This is a genomic window from Herbiconiux sp. L3-i23 (assembly GCF_023734115.1).
Lineage (GTDB): Bacteria > Actinomycetota > Actinomycetes > Actinomycetales > Microbacteriaceae > Naasia.
This window is the reverse complement of the sequence record NZ_AP025737.1, coordinates 898,510-921,310: the sequence shown is the minus strand read 5'-3', so window position 1 is coordinate 921,310 and position 22,801 is coordinate 898,510. Positions and strand designations below refer to the sequence as shown.

The window sequence follows — 22,801 nt, the reverse complement described above, 5'->3', positions numbered from 1 at the left end:
CGCCGAACCTATCGGTATGGTGACCGCGTGACCCAGAATTTCGTCGTCTCGCCCGAGGTCGCGTCAGCCCTCACCGAGGGCACTCCCGTCGTGGCGCTCGAGTCCACGATCATCAGCCACGGCTTGCCGCGACCGCGCAACCTCGAGGCGGCGACCGAGTTCGAGTCGATCCTGCGCGCCGATGGCGTCGTCCCGGCGACCATCGCGGTGCTCGACGGAGTGCCGCGCATCGGGCTCGACGCCGACGGACTGCGCCGCATCGCGACGGAGGAACTCGCGAAGGCGAGCGTCCGCGACCTGCCGATTCTCGCCGCCCGCGGCGGCAGCGGCGCCACGACGGTCGCCGCGACCGCGTTCCTCGCCGCCCGAGCCGGGGTGCGCGTCTTCGCGACGGGCGGGCTCGGCGGCGTCCACCGCGGCGCGGAGACGACGTTCGACGAATCCGCCGATCTGCTGGCACTCGCCGCAGCTCCGGTCGCGGTCGTCTCGGCGGGCGTCAAGTCGGTCCTCGACGTGCAGGCGACCCTCGAACGGCTCGAGACGCTGAGCGTTCCCGTCGTCGGCTTCGGCACCGATGTCTTCCCACGGTTCTGGATCGCCGACTCCCCCTATGCCCTCGACTGGCGGGTGGACACCGCCGAGGAGGTCGCGGCGATCCTGCGAGCGCAGGACGACGCGGCCGACGGGCGCCCCGACCGTCCTGGCCTCGTCGTCGCCAACCCGGTCCCGCGGGACCAGCAGTGGGATCCGGCCGAGCACGACCGGGTGCTCGCCGAGGCGTTCGCCGCAGCGGACCAGGCGGGAGTGCGCGGCAAAGCGGTGACCCCGTTCCTGCTGCACCGCATCGTCGACGCGTCGGGCGGCGTCTCGCTCGAGGTGAACCTCGCCCTCGCCCGTAACAACGTGCGCCTCGCCGGGCGCATCGCCACCGCCTACGCCGCCGGACGGCCGGCATGAGCGGACTCGGTCACGTGGTCGTCCTCGGCGATGTCGTCGACGACATCCTCGTCAGGGCCAGCTCGCCCGTCGTCCCCGACAGCGACACCGACGCGCTCATCGAACGGCGTCCGGGCGGATCGGGCGCGAACGCCGCCGCGTGGCTCGCCGCCGAGGGACTCCCGGTCCGCTTCGTCGGCACCGTGCATCGCGACGACGTCGATCGCCACACCGCACTGCTGCGCGACGCGGGCGTCGACGCCCGGCTCGACGCCTCGGACGACCTCACCGGCACCATCGTCGTCATGATCGAGGGCGGCAGCCGCCACATGTACACCTCGCGCGGCGCGAACCTCCGCACCGGCCCCCACCTCGTCACGGACGACCTCCTCGACGGCGCCTCGCACCTGCACTTCACGGGCTACTCCGTCTTCGCCGGGGCGGATCCGTCGTCCTGGAACGATGTCATCGACCGCGCCCACGCGGCCGGCGCCACCGTCTCGGTCGACCCCGGCTCGGTCTCCTACCTGGAGAAGTACGGCGCGCTGCCCTTCATCCGCGCCGTCTCGGGCGCCGACCTGCTGCTGCCGAACCTCGACGAAGGCCTGCTCCTCGGCCGCACCGACGACGCGCAGACCGCCGTCGAGACCCTGAGGGGGCTCTTCCCCGTGGTCGCTCTGACGCACGGTCGCGGCGGCGCGATCGTCGCACAGGGCGGCGGGGAGGTCTTCGAGGTGCTGTCGCTCGTCGGCCCGGACGAGGTCGTCGACACCACCGGCGCGGGGGACGCGTTCACCGCCGGGTTCCTCGCCGGCTGGTTGCCGGACCGCGGTACCGACGCCGCGCTCCCCCGTGCGGCGACCCGGGGCATGGAGGCGGCGGCGCGTGCCATCCGCTCGATCGGAGCCCGCCCGCGTCGGCCCCCATCGGCCTAGTCTGTCGGCATGAGCGCGCACGACGCGGCCACGGTGATCGTCGTCCAGGGCGGCGGGCTGGGTGCGCACGCCGAGGACGCGCTCCTCGCGGCGAGTCTGCGCGACCACCTCGACCACCACACCGGAGGCATCGTCGTCGACTTCCCCGTGTTCCCCGACGAGGGCTCCCCAGACCCGTCGGGCTGGGCGCCGGTGATCGAGCGCGTGGTCGCTCGAGCGAGCGGACCTCTGGTGCTCGTCGGACACTCCGTGGGCGGATTCGTGCTCGTCGAATACCTGGCGGCACGGCGCCCTCTCGGGGACCTCAGGGCGATCTGTCTGCTCGCGACGCCGTTCCCCGGCGGCGACGCCGACTGGACCTTCGACGGGTTCGCGATGCCCGACGGACTCGACGATGCGATTCCGGCGGGCGTACCGGTGTTCCTCTACGCGAGCGAGGACGACGACACGGTGCCCTTCGCCCATCGCGACCTGTGGGCGGCGAGACTGCCCGGCGCCCGAGCGCGGACGACGACCGGCGGGCACCAGTTCGGGAACGACCTCGAGATCGTCGCCGACGACATCCGCGTGACGCTCCGGGGCTGACGAACCCTGACACCCGTTCTGGGACGCGAGAACGGCCCTTCACCAGGAGTTCACTGTCTCGCAACGATCGAGACGGCGTTTCATACCCCGACTCGACACCGAACCTTGGTTGACTCGACGAAACATGCTCGTAACATTGGACGCCGACCAGAGAGGATGCGTCGACAGATGAGCACAGCCACCCCGGAGGGTGACAGTACCGACGCCGGCGCGACGCGGAGCGATGCTCTGACCGCCCGGCAGAGGCAGTTGCAGAACCGCGAGACGGTCACCGACCTGAGGATCGCCGAGCACACGAAGCCCGATCACTTCCTCCTTCATCTGAGCGACACCCACCTCATCCCCGGCACCGACGCGCTGTACGGCTCCGTCGACGCCGAGGGGAACCTGCGCCGGCTCGCCGCCGGTTTCGAGAAGTCCGGCTCGCGTCCCGAGGCCATCGTCTTCACCGGCGACCTCGCCGACAAGGGCGACCTCGCCGCCTACGAGAAGCTGCGCGACATCGTCGAGCCGTTCGCCGCGTCGATCGGCGCCGAGATCATCTGGTGCATGGGCAACCACGACGATCGGGATGCGTTCCGCCGCGGACTCCTCGACGAGGACGGCGGATACTCCCCTGTCGACCGGGTGCACGACGTGAACGGCCTGAGGGTCATCGTGCTCGACTCGAGCGTCCCCGGACTCCACCACGGCGAGGTCAGCCGCGACCAGCTCGACTGGCTCGCCGATGTGCTCGCCACTCCGGCTCCGCACGGCACGATCCTCGCCATGCACCACCCGCCCATCCCCGCCGTGCTCGACCTCGCGGTCACCGTGGAGCTGCGCGATCAGCAGCGGCTGGCCGAGGTGCTGCGCGGCAGTGACGTCCGCTCGATCATCGCCGGCCACCTGCATTACTCGACCGCCGCGACCTTCGCCGGCATCCCGGTCTCGGTCGCGTCGGCGACCTGCTACTCGCAGGATCTCGCCGTCGAGTTCGGCGGCACACGCGCACAGAACGGGGCCACATCGTTCAACCTCGTGCACGTCTACGACGACACGATCGTGCACTCGGTGACGCCGATCGGCGCCTACGACCAGGTGTCGTTCGTGTCGGCGAAGGAGAGCGCCGACCGCCTCGCCGAGGCGGGCATCCTCGTTCCTCCGGCGCGCAACAAGCACGTGCAGGGAACGATCGCCGGAGCGGTGACCGACCCGGTGCGCCGACTCAGCCGCACCCGCTGAGCGGTCGGCCGCGAGAGGCTAGGACGCCGACTTCTCCGCCGGAACCGGGGTGCTGACCGGCTTCTCCCACGGGGCCGGGATCGCGAAGTAGCGCTCGAGGAACGACCGCATCTTCCGCGCGCGCTCCTCGGGGCCGACCTCGGGGAAGCTGCCGTCGTTCAGGCAGAAGAAGTCGTAGTCGCGCTTCTTCAGCAGCTTCTTCAGCATTCGCAGACCCGACTTCATGGTCGTGTCGACGTAGAGCACCTTCGCGCCGACCTTCTGCACCGCGCGGCCCGTCATCAGCGCGTAGTAGTGGTACAGCGAGTTGGTCACCGAGATGTTGTCGGCCGCACGGAACGGGCTCGCCGCGGTGCGACGGAACTCGTCCGGGAACTCGCGGGCGAGGTCCTCGACGACGCTCTTGCGCAGCGGCGCCGCCGTGTGCTCGAGGTGACGCGTCGTCACCCGTCCGAACCGCTCGTGCAGGAGCCGCCGGTTGACGCGGGCGGCGTTCTCGAAGCCGCTGCGCTTCGGGTTGTTCTCACCGAGCCCGATGCGGGTGGTCGCCTCGATGAACTTCGTGAGCCCGCCCGGGGAGAAGAACATGTCGGGGAAGACGGGACGGCCGAAGAACATGTCGTCGTTGGAGTACAGGTAGTACTCGCTGAGCCCCGGGATGCGGTGGATCTGCGCCTCGACCGCCTGTGAATTGTGGGTCGGCAGATTGGACAGATCCTCGAAGAAGTCCTCGCTGCGCATCAGGGTGACCCGTGGGTGCTCGTCGAGCCACACGGGGCGCGGCGAGTCGGTGGCGATGTAGATGTTACGGATCCAGGGCGCGTACATGTAGATCGAGCGCAGCGCGTACTTCAGCTCGTCGATCTGGCGGAAGCGGGCCTCGGAGTCGTCCCCTTCGCCCACCACGTAGCTCGCCATCCGCTTGGCGCGCGCACGCTGGAACTCCTTGTCGGTGCCGTCGACCCAGCTGAAGACGATGTCGATGTCGAAGGTGACGTCGCCCGCGAGCTCGTCGAACATGTGGCGGATCGTCGGCCAGGTGACGCCGTATCGCTCGACGGAGGCGCCGACGAGTTCCTCGACCGGCAGCGAGCGGCGGGTCAGCGCGTTCTCGACCGGCACGAGCACGTCGGAGCCGCGGGTGCGCCACACCTCGAGCTGCACTCCGGCGTTGCGACCGTAGGCCAGCCAGCCGCCCTGCGCGAGCCGGGGACGGTAGAGCCGGATGATGCGCGGCGACCGGCTCTCCGAGAGGGCACCGTCGGCGAGAAGCACCGGCGCGCCCTTCGGAGTCAGGTCGCGAGGTCGGAACGTCTCGGCGTAGAAGGGCTCGTCCGCGCCGGCCTCGACGAGCGCGCGCTCGACGTCGGCGTAGACGGTCTCGTCGACGGCGAGCACCGGCCGCTGGTCGTTGCCGCGGATGAGCAGGAAGCTGATGCCGGCGTCGTCGAGCGCGCGGCGCACGAAGAGCAGGTCGTCGACCATGGCCTCGTGGGGCGTCACGGTCTGATCGACGAGAGTCAGGAATCCATCGCGCTCGGCGACGTCGGCGCGGGTGTGCACCCGGTTCCACGGCTTCACCGCGATGAGCGGTCGGGAGGCGGCCTTGTCCTCAGGCATGGGCACCTCCGGGTCAGTAGTGGTCTGTCGTACCCCGATCCTAGAGGATGGGTGCGTTCACACGCCCCCACCACCCCCTCCTCCGCCGCCCCCGCCTGCCGAGATGCCGCCGCCGGTTCCGCCCGACGAGCTCGACGCGGCGCTGCCGGAGAAGTGGCTGACGGTGCTCGACGAGAACGCCCCGATCGACGCCGCGAAGGTCGCGGACGAGAACGCATCCCGCCCGGCGTACCAGCCCGGGGCCGTCTCCTCGGTCTCGTAGGCGCGGGCGAGCACGCCCGCCCAGCTCTTCTCGACGCCGAGGAGCACCGCGTAGGGCAGCAGCCGTTCGTAGAGGCGGATGACGGAGTCACCGTCGCCCGTCATCGATCGCTCCGCTCCCTCGACGCTCTGCAGCACCCGTAGACGGTCCTCCTCGGCGAGCTGGAGGTAGTCGCGCATGCCGCGGAGATGGTCGCGCGCCTCCGCGCCGCGGGCGGTGAGCGGCCGGCGCGAAACGAGGAGCACGGGCACGATCGGGACCGCGGCGAGGACGAGGGTCACGACGGGCAGTGCGCCTCCTCGCGCGTCGGCGAGCAGACCGACCGAGCCGAGGAAGAGCGAGACGGTCGCGGCGATCCCGAGGATCCAGACGATCGCGACGGGTGCGCTCGCCGGCGAGGTCATGTACCCCTCGGTCACCGCGGCGGTCCGCGCGGCCGCCACCGCCTTGTGGATCTTCGGGCCGACCTTCTCGTCGCCGCCGGAGAGGTCGGCGCGCTCTCCCGGTGTGAAGGTGGAGCCGAAGAACGCCCTCGCGATACGCAGCTCGATCGGCCCGAGGTCCGCCCGTGCCGACGACCTGACGGGTTTGGCCGGCCCCTGATACTCCAGCTGGTAGTCCGACCCGTCTTGGACGATGCGAGCGAACCCGCGTACGGCGAATGAGATGAGGGTGGCGGCGACCGCCTTCGTCGGACGGCGGAGCACCATGGCGAGCACCGGCAGCTCGGGTTCGGCGGGAGGCAGGTACTCGGGGATCACCGTCGCGCGGCCCCTCGCATCGGCGAGCACCGTGACCCGAGCGAGGATGCCGCCGCCGACGGCGAGCACCAGCAGCACCAGTCCGAGGACGAGCACCACCGACCACTGACTCGACCAGATCGAGGAGTCGCGCGGCACGAAGGTGCCCTCCTCGAATCCGACGGCGAAGGACAGGGTCTCACCGGCGGCGAGTCCGTCCGCCTCGGCGGTCACGACGGTGTCGCCCGCGTCTTCCGACGAGGCGATGCGGCAGCTCCCCGTCGCACCGGATGCGCCCGCTGCGCAGTCGGATCGACCGGTGAGCGCGGGAGCGAGCTCCGACCCGATGCGAACCGTCGCGGTCACCCTGTCGAACCGCTGGGCCCACCCGGTGCCGTTGACGTCCCAGTAGAACTCCTCGTCGGCTTCGTCTTCGAACGCGCGGGTGATGTTGGTCTGTTCGTAGGTGATCACGTAGGTGCGTTCGCCGTGCACGAAGTCGTCGGCGGCGATGGTGACGACTTCGAAGCCGTCGTCGCTGTCGGTGTCGTAGTCGAGCGCCTCGCCCTCGCCGTCGGTGACGGACAGGATGCGCAGGTCGGTGGGGTGCCCGTCGTAGTCCTTCGGTACCGCTCGACGGATGCCGCGGTTCTGATCGGTGTCCGGGAACTGCGCCACCAGGGTCTCGACGGCCCGGAGGGTCGAGTGGCCGTCGGCGTCGCGTCCGAGCGTGTACTGCGCGTCGAAGGACGAGAAGGTGAAGTCGTCGACGTCGCGCGGGGCCGCCGCAGCGGCGGGCGGCGTCGCCGCGACGGCGACGAGGCCCGCGACGAACGCACCGAGGGCGGCGGTGATCGTGAGGCGTCGGACGAGGACTGCGAGCGCGGGCCGGGTCACGGACCGAGCCTAAGCGCGGGCGATAGTGTTCCGACATGGTTTCCGGTGAGATCGATCCGGTCGGCCGCTTCCGACGGCTGCTGCGCATCCCGACCATCTCGCACCTCGACGACGCCGACACCGACTGGGCCCGCTTCGAGGAGTTCATCGACGCCCTGCCGGCGCTCTACCCTGCCGTGCACCGGGTGACGACGCGCGAGCTCGTGTCCGGCCACAGCATGCTCTACCGGTGGCCCGGCGCCGAAACCGCGGAACCGACCGTGCTCATGGCGCACTACGACGTCGTCGCCGCCTCGGACGACGACGGCTGGCGGCATCCGCCGTTCGCTGCCGTACTCGACGGCGGCGTGCTGCACGGGCGCGGCACGATCGACGACAAAGGCGCCCTCGTCGCGATCCTGGAAGCCGCCGAGCGGCTCGCGGCCGACGGCTTCACTCCCGCTCACGACGTCTACTTCAGCTTCGGCCACGACGAGGAGGTCGCGGGGGTCGCGGCGGGCGAGGTGGTGGAGACGCTGCGGCGACGCGGCGTGCGCCCCGCCCTGGTGCTCGACGAGGGTGGGGCGATCGTGGAACCCGGCCTGATCGCCGGGGTCGATGCGCCGCTCGCGGTGATCGGCGTGACGGAGAAGGGCATCACCAGCGTCGCGCTGACGGTCGATCAGCAGGGCGGTCACGCGTCGACCCCGCCGCTCGTGACGGCGACGGGCCGACTCGCCCGCGCGATCGATCGGCTCACCCGTTCCCCGTTCCCGGTGCGCATGAACGACGCCGTCATCGCGTTCGTCGAGAGCTTGGCCCAGCACAGCACGGGAGCGCGGGCGCAGCTGTTCCGGCGTGCGAGACCGCTCGCGCCGATCGTCGGCCGCCTGTTCAGCCGGCTCGGCGACGAGCCCCGCGCCATGGTGCGCACGACCGCCGCCGTCACCCAGCTGCGCGGGAGCGACGGCGCCAACGTGCTCGCCGAGCGCGCCAGCGCCGTCGTCAACGTGCGCGTCGCCGTCGGCTCGAGCGTCGACGAGGCGGTCCGCCACATCCGGCGCAGCATCGCGGACGATCGGGTCGCGGTCGATGTCCTGCACGCCTCGGAGCCGTCGCCGGTGTCGCCCTCGACGGGCGCGGTCTGGGACCGGCTGGCCGGCGCGGTGCAGAGCGTCTACCCGGACGTCTCCCCCACGCCGTACACGATGCTCGGCGCGAGCGACGCGCGGCACTTCACCCGCATCAGCGACTTCGTCTACCGCCTCACCCCGTTCGAACTGCACGCGGAGCACCGTGCCACATTGCACGCACGCGACGAGCACATCGACGTCGCGACCTGGCTGCGCGGCATCGACGTGTACGAGCACGTTCTGCGGGCGAGCTGACTGCGGGCGAGTTGACTGCGGGCGAGCTGAGGAGGCGGCCATGACTCTGATCGAGGCGGTGCAGGGCGACATCACCCGTCAACGCGTCGACGCTATCGTGAACGCCGCGAACAGCTCGCTGCTGGGCGGCGGCGGGGTCGACGGCGCGATCCATCGAGCCGGTGGACCCGAGATCCTCGCCGAGTGCCGACGGCTGCGCGAGACGACCCTGCGCGATGGTCTGCCGACCGGCGACGCGGTCGCCACGACGGCGGGTCGCCTCGACGCGCGGCACGTCATCCACACCGTCGGACCCGTCTATTCGCGGAGCGAGGACCGGTCGGGCCTGCTCGCGAGCGCCTACCGACGCAGCCTGGAGGTCGCCGAGGAGGTGCAGGCGCGCTCGATCGCCTTCCCGGCGGTGTCGGCCGGCGTCTACGGCTGGCCGGCCGACGATGCGGCGCGCGTCGCCGTCGACACGGTGCGCTCGAGCGTCGGCCGCGGGTCCGGCATCGAGATCGTGCGCTTCGTGCTGTTCAGCGCCGACATGCTCGCGCGCTTCGAGCGAGCGCTCGCCGACTGATCCGTCGTCAGCCGCCGAGGACCGGCTTCAACGCGTCGACCCACACCTGGTAGCCGTGCGGGTTCAGGTGCAGGCGGTCGGCGCTGAAGTCGTCGCGGAGAACGCCGTCGTCGTCTGCGAAGACCGGCCCGAGGTCGACCCATTCGGCCTTGACGGTCGGCGCGAACTGACGCAGGTGGATGTTGATCTCCTTGACCCGGTCGGCGTACTCCTCGGCGCGCGGCAGCACCGACTGCACGACGATCCGCGCGTCGGGGAGCTCGCTGTGCAGACGCCAGAGCACCGATTCGACGTTGCGCACGATCTGCTCGACCGTGCGGCGCCACGCGAGGTCGTTGGTGCCGATCATCAGCACCACGACGTCGGGTCGCTCGTCGATGACGCCCTGCAACCGCTCGAGCAGTTCCTCGGTCGTGTCACCGCTGACGCCGAGGTTCACCACTTCGGCGTCCGGGAACCAGGCCGCCCAATCGCCCTCGGCGGTCAGGCTGTCGCCCACGAACACCGTCTTGGTGCTCGAGGTCGCGCCGGTCGAAGTCGTGTCGTTCGTGGTCATGGCATTCGTGGTCATGGCGGAGTCCTCATGATCGCTCACCCGTCGAGGCTACGTCGCCTCCCCCGAGGTTTCCACCCGGCTGCGCTCCGTCGGCGCCGCCGGAGCAGCCACCAGACGAGCACCGCGGCCCCCGCGACGAGCAGGACCGCGCCCGCGATGACGAGGGGCAGGAAGAGCGACGCGGAATCGGCGCTCGGCGACGGTGTAGGAGTGATGACGGCGCTGCGACTCGGCGTGGGCGCGGGAGTCGGCGTCACCGTCGGGGTGGGTGACGGGGTCGGAGTGACGGTCGGTGTGGGGGTCGGCGTCGGCGGAGGCGGCGGCACGACCGGTGCGGGCGCCGGCTCCGGTGCGGGCGGCGGTGCTGGCGCCGGCGCTCCGGGCCCGGCATGCCCTGGATAGCGGGCGAAGACCTGCACTCCCCAGGTGGAGCCGCCGCCGTCGACCAGGGCGATGCCGATGTCGGTGTAGTCGCCGAGGATGTTGGCGCGGTGCCCGGGAGAGTTCATCCAGGCCTGGTGCACCGAGGCGCCGCTCGAATACCCCATCGCCACGTTCTCGCCGACGGCACGCCATCCCGATGGAACCTGGGAGGCGACATCGGGGTTGTGCTCCATGACACCGGTCTGCGCCATGTGCTGCGCCCACGCCGCGGCGACGGCGTCGAGGTCGCCGTTGCGCAGGAGGCCGGCCTGGCCGTTCGCCCACCGCGCCTCATTCACCAGCTGCGAGATGGTCCCCTCGTCGTAGGCGACGGCGGGGCGCGCGGGCACGAGGACGCCCACCATCACGGCCACGAGGCCGAGCAGCACCAGGATCGGGGAAGCCAGCACCGTCCGGCGCGTGGCAACACCGCCCGACATGGAGGCAAGCCTAGGTCGGTGATCCCGAGTCCGCGCTGGACGATGCAGACACGGCAGCGGTGAATCCGCGAGCCGCCGCGGCGAGGAAGTCGAGCACCTCCGGGTCGGCCTCGATGCGGTAGGCGACCCCGGCGGGCAGGTAGAACAGCGAGTAGACGAGGTCCTGCAGCGAATCCCCGCCGATCGGCCAGCGGGTCTCGTGGGCTCCCTCGGCGGTCGCACCCCGCGCCCACGGGCCGAAGGCGGCCTGCATCTCGGCGATGGGCATCGCCAGCACCACATCGGCTGCGTACTTGGTCGGCACAGAACTGATCGACACCCGCACGAACGCGGCGGCGTCCTCGGCGGGCAGCTCGCGGGGCGGGATGCGCACCGCGGTGGTGCGCAGGTCGGAGATGCGGTCGACGCGGAAGGTGCGCCAGTCGACCCGCTGCAGATCCCATGCCACGAGATACCAGCGGCGGTCGAGGTTCACGAGCGAGTGCGGGTCGACGTGCCGGTCGGTCGCGTCGTCGCCCTTCGAGCGGTAGCGGAAGCGCAGCCGTTCGCCGTCACGGCAGACGAGTGCGAGTCGGCCGAGCATCTCGGGTTCGACGCCGTCGACCTGATCGAGCGGCACCCACCCGGAGGACTTCATGTGCGTGTGCAGCGCGGCGACCCGGCGCCGCAGGTGCGACGGCAGCACCTGCTCGAGCTTCGCGAGCGCCCCGACGCCGAGGTCCTCGCCGCCGAGCAGACCCGACGATCCCGCGGTGTGGAGCCCGATGGCCACGGCGACCGCCTCGTCCTCGGTGAGGACGAGCGGTGGCAGGCCCGAGCCCGCCTCGAGCCCGTAGCCGCCCGCCGGCCCCCTGCTGCTCTCGACCCGGTACCCCAGTTCACGCAGGCGATCGATGTCGCGGCGCAGGGTGCGTGAGGTGACGCCGAGGCGCTCGGCGAGGTCGCCTCCTGGCCAGAACGAGCGCGCCTGGAGCAGGGAGAGCAGCGTGAGCATGCGACTCGACGGCGAGGTGTCCATGCTCGAAGTCTGACACCCATGCGGACGGAATGTGTCCGCAATCGGTTCTACCGTCGTCGCATGGCAGAAACGATGATCGAGACCTCAGGTCTCAGCAAGACGTTCTCCCGCGGCAAGTCGACGACGACCGCCGTGCACCCCACCGACCTCACCGTCGCGACCGGAGAGATGGTGGCACTCCTCGGACCGAACGGCGCGGGCAAGTCGACCACGTTCCGAATGCTCGCGACCCTCCTCCGACCGACGGCGGGCAGCGCGTCGGTGTGCGGATTCGACACCGTGCGGCACCCCGGCGCCGTCCGCGCCCGCATCGGGTACGTCGGTCAGGGCACCAGCGGCGGCCACAGCCACCGGGCGCGCGACGAGATGATGAGCCAGGGCGCGTTCTACGGGCTCTCGAAAGCCGACACGAAGAAGCGCACGACCATGCTGCTCGACTCCCTCGACATCGCCGCGCACGCCGACAAGACGGTGAGCAAGTTGAGCGGAGGGCAGAAGCGGCGGCTCGACATCGCGCTCGGCCTGCTGCACGCACCGCGCCTGCTGTTCCTCGACGAGCCGTCGACGGGGCTCGACCCGCAGAGTCGGGCGAACCTGTGGGAGCACATCCGGCGGCTCCGTGAAGAGCACGACACCACGATCTTCGTCACCACCCACTACCTCGAAGAGGCCGACCAGTACGCCGAACGGGTGCTCGTGATGGATGGCGGCCGGATCATCGCCGACGACACGGCCGACCAGTTGAAGGCCGACCTCGCCGGCGACCGTGTGCTGCTCGGCTTCGCCGACGCGGGACAGGCCGCCCGCGCCGCCGCGGTCGCGGGCCGGGTGGCCGACGCGTCGGCGACTCCGGATGGCGCGGTGCTCGAGCTCCGGGCCCGGGCGGGTGACGCGCTGCTGCCCCGGCTGGTCCGCGAGCTCGACTCCGAGGAGGTTCCGCCGCTCACCGCATCCTCGACGAGCCCCACGCTCGACGACGTCTTCCTCGCCCTCACCGGCCGCAGCCTCCGCGAAGAGAACAACACCGGACCGGCGCAACCCGAGAACGACTCCGCCGACCAGAAGGGCGCAGCGAAGGGCGACCCCAACGGCAACACAGACAAGACCGACGAGGTGATGGCATGACCACGACGACAGCTCCCGCCGCCGCGATCCGAGAGGTGGGCGACCCGCCGAGCGGGCCCGCGAAATTCGTGCGCGACGTCTGGACCGTGTTCCTCCGGGAGCTCTGGCCCACCCTTCGCGACCCGTTCACGTTGATCTTCAGCCTGCTGCAGCCGCTGGTCTTCCTCGCCCTGTTCGGCCCGCTGCTCGGCGGCCTGACCGGCACCGGCGGCGCACAGGCCGAACTGGGCCTGCAGTGGTTCCTGCCCGGCGTGCTCGTGATGATCGCCCTGTTCGGCACCGGGGTCACCGGCTCGAACCTGCTGTTCGAGATCATGACCGGGTCGCATGAGCGCACCCTCGTCGCGCCGGTGTCGAGGGCGGCGCTGCTGATCGGCCGGGCACTCAAGGAGATGGTGCCGCTCACCATCCAGGCCGCGGTGATCGTCATCGCGACCATCCCGTTCGGCTTCCGCCTGTACCCAGTCGGGGCACTCGTCGGCCTGCTGCTGCTCGCGGTGTTCGGGGTGGGTCTCGGTGCACTGAGCTTCACCTTGGGCCTCGCCTCCCGCGATCGCGAGTGGCTGTTCTGGGGAGTGCAGCAGACCCTGCTCTTCCCGCTCATGATCCTGTCGGGAGTGCTGCTCCCCCTCGACGCGGGACCAGCCTGGCTGCAGACGGCGGCGGCCTTCAATCCGCTCACCTATCTAGTCGCGGCCGAGCGCGCCGCGTTCGCGGGCGACCTGCTCTCCCCCGCCATCTGGCAGGGCGCGCTGGCCGCTGCACTGACCGCGGCGGTGGGGCTCACCGTCGGTTTGAGGGCCATGCGCCGCAGCTGAAACGAGAGCGGGGGCATCCCAATAGGCTTGAGGGATGCCCCTCGCTCTCGCCGTCGATCTCGGCGGAACCAAGGTCGAAGCCGCCCTCGTCGACGAGAACGGCTCGCTCCTGTCCGACACCCGCCACCGGCGTCCGACCGGCGCCGACGCGACCACCGAATCGCTCACCGCCGCCGTCGAAGACGTCGTGACCGCCGCGCTCGCGGCGTCGCCCGACGGCGCGATCCCGGTCGGGGCGGGAGTCGGCAGTGCGGGACCGATCGACATCGGGCGCGGCAGCGTCGCGCCGCTCAACCTCTCCGACGCCCAGGACTTCCCGATCCGCCGCATCGTGCGTGACGCGGCGACCGCGGCGACGGGTACCGAGATCGCCACCGAGTTCGCTCTCGACGGGCTCTGCATCACCCTCGCCGAGCACTGGTGCGGCGCGGGCCGCGGCGTGCAATCGATGATGGGCATGATCGTGTCGACCGGGATCGGCGGTGGCATCATCTCGGGCGGCAAGCCCCTTCGCGGCAGCTCCGGCAACGCGGGACACATCGGCCAGCTCGAGGTCGCAGGGTTCGCCGGCGAAGACGTGCACGGTCTCCGTGCGCACGTCGAGCGGATCGCGTCGGGCCCGAACATCGTGCGCTGGGCGCAGTCGCAGGGATGGACGGGCGAGACCGGCGAGGACCTCGCCGCCTCCGCGGCGAACGGCGACAGCCTCGCGCTGGCCGCCGTGACCCGCAGCGCTCATGCCGTCGGGGCGGCGATCGCGTCGGCGACGGCACTCGTCGACCTCGACATGGTCGTCATCGGCGGCGGGTTCTCGCACGTGACCCCCGACTACCTCGACCAGGTGCGCGAGGGCCGTGACCGGTACGCGGCGTTCCCGTTCATGGCGCGAGCCGAGATCGCGCCCGCAGCGCTCGGCGGCGAAAGCCCCCTCGTGGGTGCCGCCGCTCTCGTCTTCGGTCGCGCCTAGCGCGCCCCGCGCGCCTCGATCTCGTCCTCGACGAAGCGGGGTCGGCGCAGTACGTACGCCGCGGCGAGCGACGGAACGGTCAGCAGGAAGAGCAGCACGAGCGACGCGTCGTAGCTGCCGGTGACGTCGTGGAGGACTCCGACGAGCAGCGGGCCGACCGCGGCGGCGGTGTAGCCGATGCCCTGCGCGAACCCGCTCAGCGCGACCGTGCCCGCGTGGGTCCGCGACCGCAGGGCGATGAGCGCCAGCGCGACGGGGAACAGCAGCGGACCGAGCCCCGCGAAGAGCACCCAGAGCCAGGTCGCGATGCCGGGTACGAACAGCAGGCCGCCGTAGCCGAGGGCGAAGAGCACGAACGCGAGATAGATGAGGGGCGCGACGTTCCGCATCCGCGCGGCGAGGATCGGCATGACGATGCCGACGGGGAAACCAGCGAGGCTGAACAGCGACAGCAGGGCGCCGGCTGCGGCGGCGTCGAGGTCGGTGCGTTCGGCGAGGATCTGCGGCAGCCACGCGAACATCGAGTAGACCGCGAGCGCCGAGGTGGCGAAGACGACCGCGACGGCTACCGCGGTCTTCGACCGCCAGAGCGCCGTGATGAGCGTCGGCGACGGTTCCTCGAGCGCCGCGCTCGGTTGCCAGCGGAGCCCGGCGAGCAGCGCGATCCACGGCACCAGCGAGGCGATCGCGAGCGCCGCCCACACTCCGAGGGCGAGCCGCCACCCGGCGCTCGTCGCGATCGGCACGGCGAGCACCGACGGCACCGCGGTGCCGATCGCCATCAGGGTCGCCGTGATCGAGGTGAAGACCCCGATGCGGGTCGGGAAGTAGCGGCGGACGAGCGGGGGCAGGAGGACGTTGCCGATGCCGATTCCGACGAGGGTGACGACGGTGCCGATCAGCAGCACCGCGTAGCCGGGGGCGTAGCCGCGCAGCAGATGCCCGACGACCATGAGGGCGAGCGCGACGACCATCGAGCGCTCGAGCCCCAGTCGGGCGACGATGGCCGGGGTGAGCAGCGCGAACGCCGCGAACGCGACCGGCGGCACCATGCCGAGCACGCCCAGCCCGACGCTGCCGAGCGGGATGTCGGCGGCGATGTAGTCGGCGATGGGCGAGATGACGGCGACCGCGGTGCGCATGCCGAGAGCGGCGAGGACGATGCCGGCGAGAGCGAGAATCCGGCCCGCCCTGTCCGAGAACTGGGGGGCCGATGTCACCAGCCGAGTTTACCCGCCCCGGTCCGGCGAGTCGGGTGCAGGGCGGGGCGCCCTCGCCTCGTCAGCGTGCGGCGTCGGCGCGGGCGAGAGCGTCGCGGGTCTCGTCGACGTCCTTCGCCATCTGGGCGATGAGTGGCTCGATGCCGTCGAAGGCGACCATGCCGCGGATGCGGTGCACGAACTCGATGTCGACCAGATGTCCGTAGAGGTCGAGGTCCGCGTCGAGGACGTACGCCTCGACCTGCCGCTCGGTCACGTCGTCGAAGGTGGGGTTCACCCCGATCGAGATCGCCGCCGGATACGAGGGCTCGCCGGGGGCGTCGTGGTCGACGAGTCTGCCGGCGTAGACGCCCTCGGCGGGGACGAAGCCGTCGGGTGCGGCGGCGAGGTTGGCGGTCGGGTAGCCGAGTTCGCGTCCGCGCTTCAGCCCGTGCACGACGCGGGCTCGTACGCGCGGCGGGCGTCCGAGCATCTCAGCGGCGCCCTCGACGTCGCCGTCGGCGAGCAGCGTACGGATCGCCGTCGACGAGGCCCGGCCGCCGTCTCGTCCCTGCACCTCGGGCTCGATGACGACCTCGAAGCCGAACTCGCCCGACAGCTCGCGCAGGGTGTCGACGGTGCCGGCGCCGCCCGCGCCGAAGCGGAAGTCGGCGCCGACGAGCACGGCCCGCATCCGCAGCGCTCCGACGAGGATGGAGGCGACGAAGTCGCGGGCCGAGAGGTCGGCGAGCGCGTGGTCGAAGGGCAGGACGACGACGTCGTCGACGCCGGAGTCCTCGAGCAGCTCGACCTTCTGGCCGAGGCCGACGACGTTCTCGGGGCACCGCTCGGGGCGCAGCAGGGCGAGCGGGTTGCGGTCGAAGGTGACGACGACGGAACGCAGACCCTTGGCGCGGGCCTCCTCGACGAGCGAGCCGAGCACGGCCCGGTGACCGGCGTGCACCCCGTCGAACTTGCCGATCGCGACGGCGGACGGCGCGAAGTCGGCAGGGATCGCAGCGACGCTGCGGTACACCGTCACGGGCGGTCTCCCGCGTGGTCGGTGCGGATCACTCCGCGGCTCTTCGACAGCCAGACGAGCCCGAGGATCGGCGTGATCAGCGGGAAGAACAGGTAGCCCATGCCGTAGTACGACCAGACGGTGTCGCGCGGGAACAGTTCGGCGTCGACGAGGCTCAGGGTGCCGACGACGAGCACGAAGACGAGCTCGAAGCCGATGGTGATCCACGCGATGCGGTTCCAGACGCGGCCGGGCACGATGAGCGACACCGTGGCGAGGATGTACACGACGGCGGCGAGCGCCGACAGGCTGTAGGCGAACGGCGCCTCGTCGAAGTCGCGCAGGATCTGCACGGTCGACCTGCCGGTGGCGGCGAGCGCGAGGATGACGTAGACGAAGACCAGCACGACGCCGATGCCGCTGACCCTGGTGCGAGGACGCGAGGGGGCGGTGTCGTGCGATGCCATGCCGCCCATTGTTCCAGGTCGGCGTGCTCTCGCGCCGCCACCGGCGGCGGCCGCGATCACGAGCGGCGGGGTCACATCCCTTGGACGCTCCAGATGATCTCCATCCGGTACAGCATGACCGCGATGGCGAGGTTGCCGACGCCGACGACGACCGTGCTCCACCGGCCGCGGTCGACGAACGACCAGATCACGGCTCCGAGCGGGATGAAGAGGGCGCTGATGAGGTAGGCCCAGAACTCGTACGGGTTGCCGCTCGGCTCGTTGCCCGCGAACGGCGCGACGATCGCCACGACGACCTGGGCGACGAGCAGCAGTTCGACGATCGCCGCGCCCGCCAGGGTCAGGTCGGAGGGCTTGCGGCCGGCGAGTCCCAGAACGACGGCGAGGAGTCCGGCGGCGACGGCGATGACGACCTGGACGATGGTGAAGCCGAGGATCACGGGCGGGCCTCCTGCGGGAATCCGGTGAGCACCCGTGCGACGCCGCGCTTCACCTCGACGAGGGCGAGCAGAACTCCGTCGGGGCCGAGCGCGGCGACCGGCGAACCGTCGTCGACGCCCGGAAGCGGCACTCGCTTTCCGTTGCGGATGTCCGCGGTCCGCGCGTCGTCGTCGAGGTGCACGACGGGTAGCAACCGCCCGGCGGCGTCGGCCGCGGGAAGCGGCTCGGCGGGCCGTCCGTCCATGAGTTCGGTGAGCGGCGCGGCCTCGTCGACGGCGAAGGGTCCGACGCGGGTGCGGCGCAGCGCGGTGAGGTGGCCGCCGGTGCCGAGCGCGCGGCCGAGGTCGCGGGCGAGGGCGCGGATGTACGTCCCCGACGAGCAGGTGACCCGAACGTCGAGGTCGAGCGCACCGGCCGGCCCGCCCGAGGGGCGCGATGCGCCGAGCACCGTGAACTCGCTGACAGTGACGGGGCGCGGCGGCAGGTCGACCTCTTCGCCGGAGCGGACCCGGGTGTAGCTGCGGACGCCGTCGACCTTGATGGCGCTCACCGAGCTCGGCGCCTGCATGATCGGGCCGGTGAGATCGGCGACGGCCGCGTCGATGCGCGCCGAGTCGAGGCTCGTCGCGTCGACCTCGTCGCCGAGCGGCTCGCCCTCCCGGTCGTCGGTGGTCGTCGCCCGCCCCAGCCGGATGGTCGCAAGGTACTGCTTGTCGAGCCCGACGAAGTAGGTGAGCAGGCGGGTGGCCGTGCCGATGCCGACGACGAGCAGCCCGGTCGCCATCGGGTCGAGGGTTCCGGCGTGACCGACCTTGCGCGTGTTCGCGATGCGGCGGATGCGGGCGACCACGCCGTGGCTCGTGATCTCTTCCGGCTTGTCGACGAGCAGGATTCCGGTAACGCCCTGCGAAGCATGTTCCGGCGCGGGCATGCCGAACAGCCTACTGTTGGGCGGGTGCGGATCGGGATCGTGGGCGCCGGCGCGGTGGGCGGAGCGATCGCTGCGGTGCTCGACCGGGCAGGGCACGACGTCGTCGTCGCCGCCCGACCGGACGCGCTGCAGAGGCTCCAGGACGGCGGGATTCTGCTCGACGGCGCGTTCGGCGCGCATTCCGCGCAGATCGAGGCGGCGACGAGCCTGTCGGGCGACTTCGAGCTCGTCGTCTTCGCGACGAAAGCCCCCGACCTCGCCGCCGCGGTCGAGGCCAACGCCGGCGCGCGGTTCCCGCTGGCTCTCGTGGTGCGCAACGGCCTGGGTGCTCGCGACGAGGTCGAGCGTGCGCTCGGCGACTCGCATCCGACCCGCGTGTCCGGCGGGCTGGCGGTCTTCGCGGCGTCGCTCGTCGATCCCGGTCACGTCACCATCACCGCCCCCGCCCCGCTCTACATCGGCGGCGGAGACGCTCAGGCGGTCACCGCCATCCTCCGCGGCGCCCTTCCTGTGGTGGTCAGCGACGACCCCATCGGCGCGGAGTGGACCAAGCTCGTCGTGAACCAGGTGAACGCGCTCCCCGCCATCACCGGACTCAGCGTGCAGGCGACGATCGCCGACCGCCGCCTGCGCCGCGCTCTCACTCGCGGCATCAGGGAGACGGTCGCGATCGCACGCCGCTCGGGCGTCTGCTTCGCGAGGCTCCAGGGGCTGAGCGACCCGCTGCTGCGCCTCGTCGGCGCACTGCCTATCGCCCTGGCCGAGTTCCTGCCCCGCGCGATGGCGCGTCGGATGGGCGCGACGCCGAATCCGGGCTCGACGCTGCAGAGCATCCGCCGAGGGCGGCCGACCGAGGTCGACTGGCTGAACGGCGCCGTGGTGCGCGCCGCCGAGGCCTTCAGCGGCGCCGCCCCCGTCAACGCCGCGCTCGTCGACATGGTGCACGAGGTCGAGCGCACGGGACGGTTCTTCTCCGTCGACGAGGTCGTCGCCGCGCTCCCCCGCTGAGACTCGACCGGCTGCGCGACCGGACGGTCAGCCGGCCGGTCGTCGGGCTGTGATCAGCAGCTGTCGGCGAAGGTACGGCGAGGATGCTCCGGATCGGAGTTGTCGACGTTCGCGGTGGCCCGCGCACGCGGCGAGGTGCGCCGTTCGTAGGCGGACTGCTCGTCGGAGGCCGGCAGCGGATCCCGGTGCGGCACTGTCAACCAGATCGTGTAGGCGAATACCGGCAGGAAGGTCGGGTCGTGCAGCCGGGTGCCGTCGACCACGAGCACTCCGGCGCCCGGCTCGGCGCGGAAGGGCTTCGCGACCTCGTCGACGAACTCCTCCGCGTGCGAGAGCTCGGCACTCGCACGGACGGCGGAGCTGCCGCGCTCGCGGAACGCCTCAGCCAGGTCGTCGGCGAAGGCGGCCTGATCGGCGCCGGGGACTCCGTCGACACCGACGATCGCGCGCGCCGAACGGTAGTTGTGCAGGATCTCGTCGGCGAACTCGCCGATGATGTCGGCCCGAGCGGGCGCCCACCTCGTCATGCCTCAACTATGCACCTCCCCGCTGAGCACGGAACCTGCACTTCCCCATTGCCGGGTACACGGATCAGGACCGAGTGCACGGACCAGGAGATGGTGCGCGGATCAGGGCCGAACCGGCGCTTCCGGCGGCGTGTCCGGGGACCTCGTCCTGATCCGCGCACAGGGCGGTCGGTGGTGCTGCGCTGTCGGGCGTCCGACCTACAGTGGGCTGGTGACGGACGCGGGCGAGCTGGCTGACCTCGTCGTGCCGTGGTTCGCTCGCAACAGTCGCGACCTGCCGTGGCGGCGGCCGGGATTCAGCGCCTGGGGCACGCTCGTCAGCGAGTTCATGCTGCAGCAGACCCCGGTGGCGCGTGTGGTTCCGCGGTTGCTCGAGTGGCTCGAGCGGTGGCCCACCCCGGCCGATCTCGCCGCGGAAGCGCCGGGCGAGGCCGTGAGGGCCTGGGGGCGGCTCGGCTACCCGCGCCGAGCTCTCGCCCTGCATGCCTGTGCCGTCGCGATCGCTCACCAGCACGGCAACCGGGTGCCGGATGACGTCGATCAACTCCTCGCGTTGCCGGGGGTGGGCGCGTACACGGCCCGCGCGGTGGCCTCGTTCGCGTACGGACGCCGGCATCCCGTCGTCGACACCAATGTGCGCCGAGTGCTCGCCCGCGCGGTCGCGGGTCAGGCGGAGCCGGGCCCGCCGTCGACGCGACGCGACCTCGAAGCCATGGCGATCCACCTCCCGGACGAACTCGACGACGCCCGCTCCTTCAACGCGGGCACGATGGAGCTCGGCGCCATCGTCTGCACGGCACGGTCGCCCCGCTGCGGCGAGTGCCCGCTGAAGGAGGTCTGCGTGTGGCGCCTCGCCGGCTATCCCGACTACACGGGGGTCCGGCGCGCACCGCAGAAGCAGTACGAGGGCTCCGACCGTCAGGCCCGCGGCGCCGTGCTCGCGCTGTTACGCGAAAGCGCATCTCCGCTCGCGGCCGACGCTTTCGCCGCTGCGGTGACGGACGGGGAACGCCGCGAGCGCATCCTCACCGGCCTCATCGCGGACGGACTCGTCGTGCGCGACCCCGCAGGATTCCGTCTCCCGTGAACTCCCTTACGGCGCGGCGCGCCGCCGTGACGGCGGGCCGCCGATAGCTTCTCGATGCCCTTGCAATCCCGGCACCGAGGAGTAGACCCGTGAGTGACGCACAGCAGCAGCCGCACCCGACGAGGCGCACGCTCGTCATCTGCGCGATCACGGTCATCATCTGCCTCCTGCTGTCGGGCGGCACCGCGGCGTTCGTCGCCATGTGGTTCGGGCCGAACATCGCGCTCGCCTCCGACACCTCCGGCCCCGCGGGTCCCGAAGGGGCGACGGGCGCGACCGGGGCGGCGGGGGCGAACGGCGCTCCCGGAGCCACTGGCGCTCCCGGCACGGCGGGCGCGACCGGCACGGCCGGCGCGACGGGTCGCACGGGAGCCACGGGCGCGACCGGCGCCGCGGGCGCGAATGGCGCGGCGGGGGCAGCGGGCCAGAGCGGCGCCGCGGGCGCGCAGGGGCAACCGGGACCTCAGGGCGTACCGGGCGTATCCCGCGGCTACGTCCCGACGCTCGTCTCCGGGTCGATCGGCGACGAGGAGTATTCCGGCAGCGCCGACGGAGCCATCCACCTGCAGGGCGTCTGGTCGATCCCCGCCGGCACCTGGTACGTCGACGGCACGCTGAACCCCAAGGTCGCCGTCGCCATTCCCACCGCCGACTTCGCCTGCCAGTTCGTGGCGGTGACGGGGGACGACGGCACGAGCGGTCAGGGCAGCGACGCGTCTCAGCTCGTCTCGCCCTCTCTCACTCAGCCGAGCTACTTCGGCGGCCAGAACTTCTGGGACCTCGAGCGTCCGCAGGTATCGGTCGGCAACTTCGTCACCATCGCAGCCGGGCAGCAACTCGGGCTGGCATGCGAACGCCAGTCCCCCTTCGGTGCCGTGATCTCATGGGGCCTGTCGAAGTCGAACCTCAGCGCCATCCAGCTGAACACGGTCGGCTGACGCGCCCTTCCGCGGTCCGACACCACGGCACGAGCACGCCGGTGGGCTGAGCCGCACCCCCCGGACTGGGCATGCCGCGCGCCGCGGAAGTCCGCTTATATGAAGAAAGAAGGCCTGCGACGCGCCACCCGGTCGCAGGCCTTCTTCCTTGCCTGAATGCGTCTCACGCCTGACGGGCGAGTCGCTGAATCAGTCTTCTTCGTCGGTCTCGCGGGGCTTGACGTAGGGGTCCTCGTCGCCGGCGTACTGCGAGTTCGCCGCGAGAGCACGCGACTCGCTGTCACGCTCGCGCGCCTCGACGAGCAGCTTCTCGATGCTCGCCGCGGTCTCGGGGACGGCGTCGAGGATGAACTCGATGCTCGGCGTCAGCCGCGTGGTGAGGTTCTTCCCCACCTCGCTGCGCAGCATCCCCGTCGCGGCCTTGAGGGCGGCGGCGCTGTCGGCGCGCTCCTCCTCGGTGCCGTACACGGTGAAGAAGATGCTCGCGTGCTGCAGGTCGCCGGTCATCCGGACGTCCGTGATGGTCACGAATCCGAGACGCGGGTCGCGGATGCCCTTCTCGAGCCTGCGGGCGACGATCTCCTTGATGCGATCGGCCATCTTGGCCGCGCGTGCCGGATCAGCCATGACACTCCTCCTTCATGAAGCACTTCTCACCCCCGCGAGCGCGGTGTGTTGTCACGAGCGCGGGTGTTTGAACACCCGCG

The 22,801-nt window shown here is 71.4% G+C and carries 24 protein-coding genes; 12 read left to right on the top strand and 12 right to left on the bottom strand.

The genetic code is table 11. The features are described from left to right. Positions 1 to 27: 27 nt before the first annotated feature. The 4 genes from NGH83_RS04330 to NGH83_RS04315 all read left to right on the top strand — a co-directional run bounded on the left by NGH83_RS04330 (position 28) and on the right by NGH83_RS04315 (position 3,680). On the top strand, positions 28 to 957 hold the full coding sequence (locus tag NGH83_RS04330; protein ID WP_251857838.1) for a pseudouridine-5'-phosphate glycosidase: 930 nt from the start codon (positions 28 to 30) through the stop codon (positions 955 to 957). Further along, entirely contained in the window at positions 954 to 1,871 is a 918-nt protein-coding gene (locus tag NGH83_RS04325) for a carbohydrate kinase family protein (protein ID WP_251857837.1), read from the top strand. The genes NGH83_RS04330 and NGH83_RS04325 overlap by 4 nt, the downstream gene beginning before the upstream one ends. 9 nt (positions 1,872 to 1,880) lie before the next feature. Continuing rightward, positions 1,881 to 2,456 carry an alpha/beta fold hydrolase gene (locus tag NGH83_RS04320; RefSeq protein WP_251857836.1) on the top strand — a complete coding sequence of 192 codons (576 nt, stop codon included), beginning with the start codon at positions 1,881 to 1,883 and terminating at the stop codon, positions 2,454 to 2,456. Between the two features lie 168 nt (positions 2,457 to 2,624). Next, complete coding sequence (locus NGH83_RS04315; protein WP_251857835.1) at positions 2,625 to 3,680, top strand: phosphodiesterase; 1,056 nt, start codon at positions 2,625 to 2,627, stop codon at positions 3,678 to 3,680. An 18-nt stretch (positions 3,681 to 3,698) separates the two neighbouring features. Here the strand turns inward: NGH83_RS04315 and NGH83_RS04310 are convergent, their stop codons facing one another. Beyond that, positions 3,699 to 5,300 (bottom strand): stealth family protein, encoded by a 1,602-nt coding sequence (locus tag NGH83_RS04310; protein ID WP_251857834.1) that lies wholly within the window; start codon positions 5,298 to 5,300, stop codon positions 3,699 to 3,701. Between the two features lie 57 nt (positions 5,301 to 5,357). Continuing rightward, the gene (locus NGH83_RS04305; RefSeq protein WP_251857833.1) at positions 5,358 to 7,199 is read right to left on the bottom strand and encodes a DUF2207 domain-containing protein; all 1,842 of its coding nucleotides are present in this window, start codon (positions 7,197 to 7,199) and stop codon (positions 5,358 to 5,360) included. A 35-nt stretch (positions 7,200 to 7,234) separates the two neighbouring features. Between NGH83_RS04305 and NGH83_RS04300 the strand changes: the two genes are divergently transcribed. Together NGH83_RS04300 and NGH83_RS04295 are read left to right on the top strand one after the other, a co-directional pair. After that, positions 7,235 to 8,566, top strand: coding sequence for a M20/M25/M40 family metallo-hydrolase (locus NGH83_RS04300; RefSeq protein WP_251857832.1), 1,332 nt, complete (start codon positions 7,235 to 7,237; stop codon positions 8,564 to 8,566). A gap of 40 nt (positions 8,567 to 8,606) precedes the next feature. Beyond that, on the top strand, positions 8,607 to 9,128 hold the full coding sequence (locus tag NGH83_RS04295; protein WP_251857831.1) for an O-acetyl-ADP-ribose deacetylase: 522 nt from the start codon (positions 8,607 to 8,609) through the stop codon (positions 9,126 to 9,128). A gap of 7 nt (positions 9,129 to 9,135) precedes the next feature. Here the strand turns inward: NGH83_RS04295 and NGH83_RS04290 are convergent, their stop codons facing one another. The 3 genes from NGH83_RS04290 to NGH83_RS04280 are packed head-to-tail and all read right to left on the bottom strand — an operon-like array spanning position 9,136 to position 11,565. Beyond that, the gene (locus NGH83_RS04290; RefSeq protein ID WP_251857830.1) at positions 9,136 to 9,699 is read right to left on the bottom strand and encodes a GDSL-type esterase/lipase family protein; all 564 of its coding nucleotides are present in this window, start codon (positions 9,697 to 9,699) and stop codon (positions 9,136 to 9,138) included. 20 nt (positions 9,700 to 9,719) lie between these two features. Then, complete coding sequence (locus NGH83_RS04285; protein ID WP_251857829.1) at positions 9,720 to 10,547, bottom strand: CAP domain-containing protein; 828 nt, start codon at positions 10,545 to 10,547, stop codon at positions 9,720 to 9,722. A gap of 10 nt (positions 10,548 to 10,557) precedes the next feature. After that, entirely contained in the window at positions 10,558 to 11,565 is a 1,008-nt protein-coding gene (locus tag NGH83_RS04280; RefSeq protein ID WP_251857828.1) for a YafY family protein, read from the bottom strand. A 60-nt stretch (positions 11,566 to 11,625) separates the two neighbouring features. On the opposite strand from NGH83_RS04280, the gene NGH83_RS04275 reads away from it, so the two are divergent. From NGH83_RS04275 to NGH83_RS04265, 3 genes are read left to right on the top strand one after another with little or no spacing between them, the layout of a single operon-like run. Continuing rightward, a complete protein-coding gene (locus tag NGH83_RS04275) occupies positions 11,626 to 12,690 on the top strand; it encodes an ABC transporter ATP-binding protein (protein ID WP_251857827.1) in 1,065 nt (354 codons plus the stop codon). Beyond that, positions 12,687 to 13,508, top strand: a complete 822-nt coding sequence (locus NGH83_RS04270) for an ABC transporter permease (protein WP_251857826.1) — start codon at positions 12,687 to 12,689, stop codon at positions 13,506 to 13,508. Before NGH83_RS04275 ends, NGH83_RS04270 begins: the two co-directional genes overlap by 4 nt. A 34-nt stretch (positions 13,509 to 13,542) precedes the next feature. Next, positions 13,543 to 14,475: an ROK family protein gene (locus NGH83_RS04265; protein ID WP_251857825.1), complete on the top strand. Its 933-nt coding sequence runs from the start codon at positions 13,543 to 13,545 to the stop codon at positions 14,473 to 14,475. Here NGH83_RS04265 and NGH83_RS04260 read toward each other — a convergent pair. The 5 genes from NGH83_RS04260 to truB form a co-directional block, all read right to left on the bottom strand. Further along, the gene (locus tag NGH83_RS04260; protein WP_251857824.1) at positions 14,472 to 15,695 is read right to left on the bottom strand and encodes an MFS transporter; all 1,224 of its coding nucleotides are present in this window, start codon (positions 15,693 to 15,695) and stop codon (positions 14,472 to 14,474) included. The genes NGH83_RS04265 and NGH83_RS04260 overlap by 4 nt on opposite strands. Positions 15,696 to 15,756: 61 nt before the next feature. Continuing rightward, positions 15,757 to 16,716, bottom strand: a complete 960-nt coding sequence (locus tag NGH83_RS04255) for a bifunctional riboflavin kinase/FAD synthetase (RefSeq protein WP_251857823.1) — start codon at positions 16,714 to 16,716, stop codon at positions 15,757 to 15,759. Beyond that, positions 16,713 to 17,162 (bottom strand): hypothetical protein, encoded by a 450-nt coding sequence (locus NGH83_RS04250; RefSeq protein ID WP_251857822.1) that lies wholly within the window; start codon positions 17,160 to 17,162, stop codon positions 16,713 to 16,715. The genes NGH83_RS04255 and NGH83_RS04250 overlap by 4 nt, the downstream gene beginning before the upstream one ends. A 71-nt stretch (positions 17,163 to 17,233) precedes the next feature. Then, on the bottom strand, positions 17,234 to 17,602 hold the full coding sequence (locus NGH83_RS04245; protein ID WP_251857821.1) for a hypothetical protein: 369 nt from the start codon (positions 17,600 to 17,602) through the stop codon (positions 17,234 to 17,236). Beyond that, the gene (gene truB / locus NGH83_RS04240; protein ID WP_251857820.1) at positions 17,599 to 18,534 is read right to left on the bottom strand and encodes a tRNA pseudouridine(55) synthase TruB; all 936 of its coding nucleotides are present in this window, start codon (positions 18,532 to 18,534) and stop codon (positions 17,599 to 17,601) included. The genes NGH83_RS04245 and truB overlap by 4 nt, the downstream gene beginning before the upstream one ends. A 24-nt stretch (positions 18,535 to 18,558) precedes the next feature. On the opposite strand from truB, the gene NGH83_RS04235 reads away from it, so the two are divergent. Further along, positions 18,559 to 19,542: a ketopantoate reductase family protein gene (locus NGH83_RS04235; RefSeq protein ID WP_251857819.1), complete on the top strand. Its 984-nt coding sequence runs from the start codon at positions 18,559 to 18,561 to the stop codon at positions 19,540 to 19,542. A gap of 53 nt (positions 19,543 to 19,595) precedes the next feature. Here the strand turns inward: NGH83_RS04235 and NGH83_RS04230 are convergent, their stop codons facing one another. Continuing rightward, positions 19,596 to 20,069 (bottom strand): hypothetical protein, encoded by a 474-nt coding sequence (locus NGH83_RS04230; protein WP_251857818.1) that lies wholly within the window; start codon positions 20,067 to 20,069, stop codon positions 19,596 to 19,598. A gap of 211 nt (positions 20,070 to 20,280) precedes the next feature. On the opposite strand from NGH83_RS04230, the gene NGH83_RS04225 reads away from it, so the two are divergent. Both NGH83_RS04225 and NGH83_RS04220 read left to right on the top strand, forming a co-directional pair. Further along, entirely contained in the window at positions 20,281 to 21,156 is an 876-nt protein-coding gene (locus NGH83_RS04225) for an A/G-specific adenine glycosylase (protein WP_251857817.1), read from the top strand. 89 nt (positions 21,157 to 21,245) lie between these two features. Beyond that, positions 21,246 to 22,094 carry a hypothetical protein gene (locus NGH83_RS04220; RefSeq protein WP_251857816.1) on the top strand — a complete coding sequence of 283 codons (849 nt, stop codon included), beginning with the start codon at positions 21,246 to 21,248 and terminating at the stop codon, positions 22,092 to 22,094. A gap of 189 nt (positions 22,095 to 22,283) precedes the next feature. Here NGH83_RS04220 and rbfA read toward each other — a convergent pair whose 3' ends face one another. Beyond that, the gene (rbfA, locus tag NGH83_RS04215) at positions 22,284 to 22,721 is read right to left on the bottom strand and encodes a 30S ribosome-binding factor RbfA (RefSeq protein ID WP_251857815.1); all 438 of its coding nucleotides are present in this window, start codon (positions 22,719 to 22,721) and stop codon (positions 22,284 to 22,286) included. Positions 22,722 to 22,801: the final 80 nt, after the last annotated feature.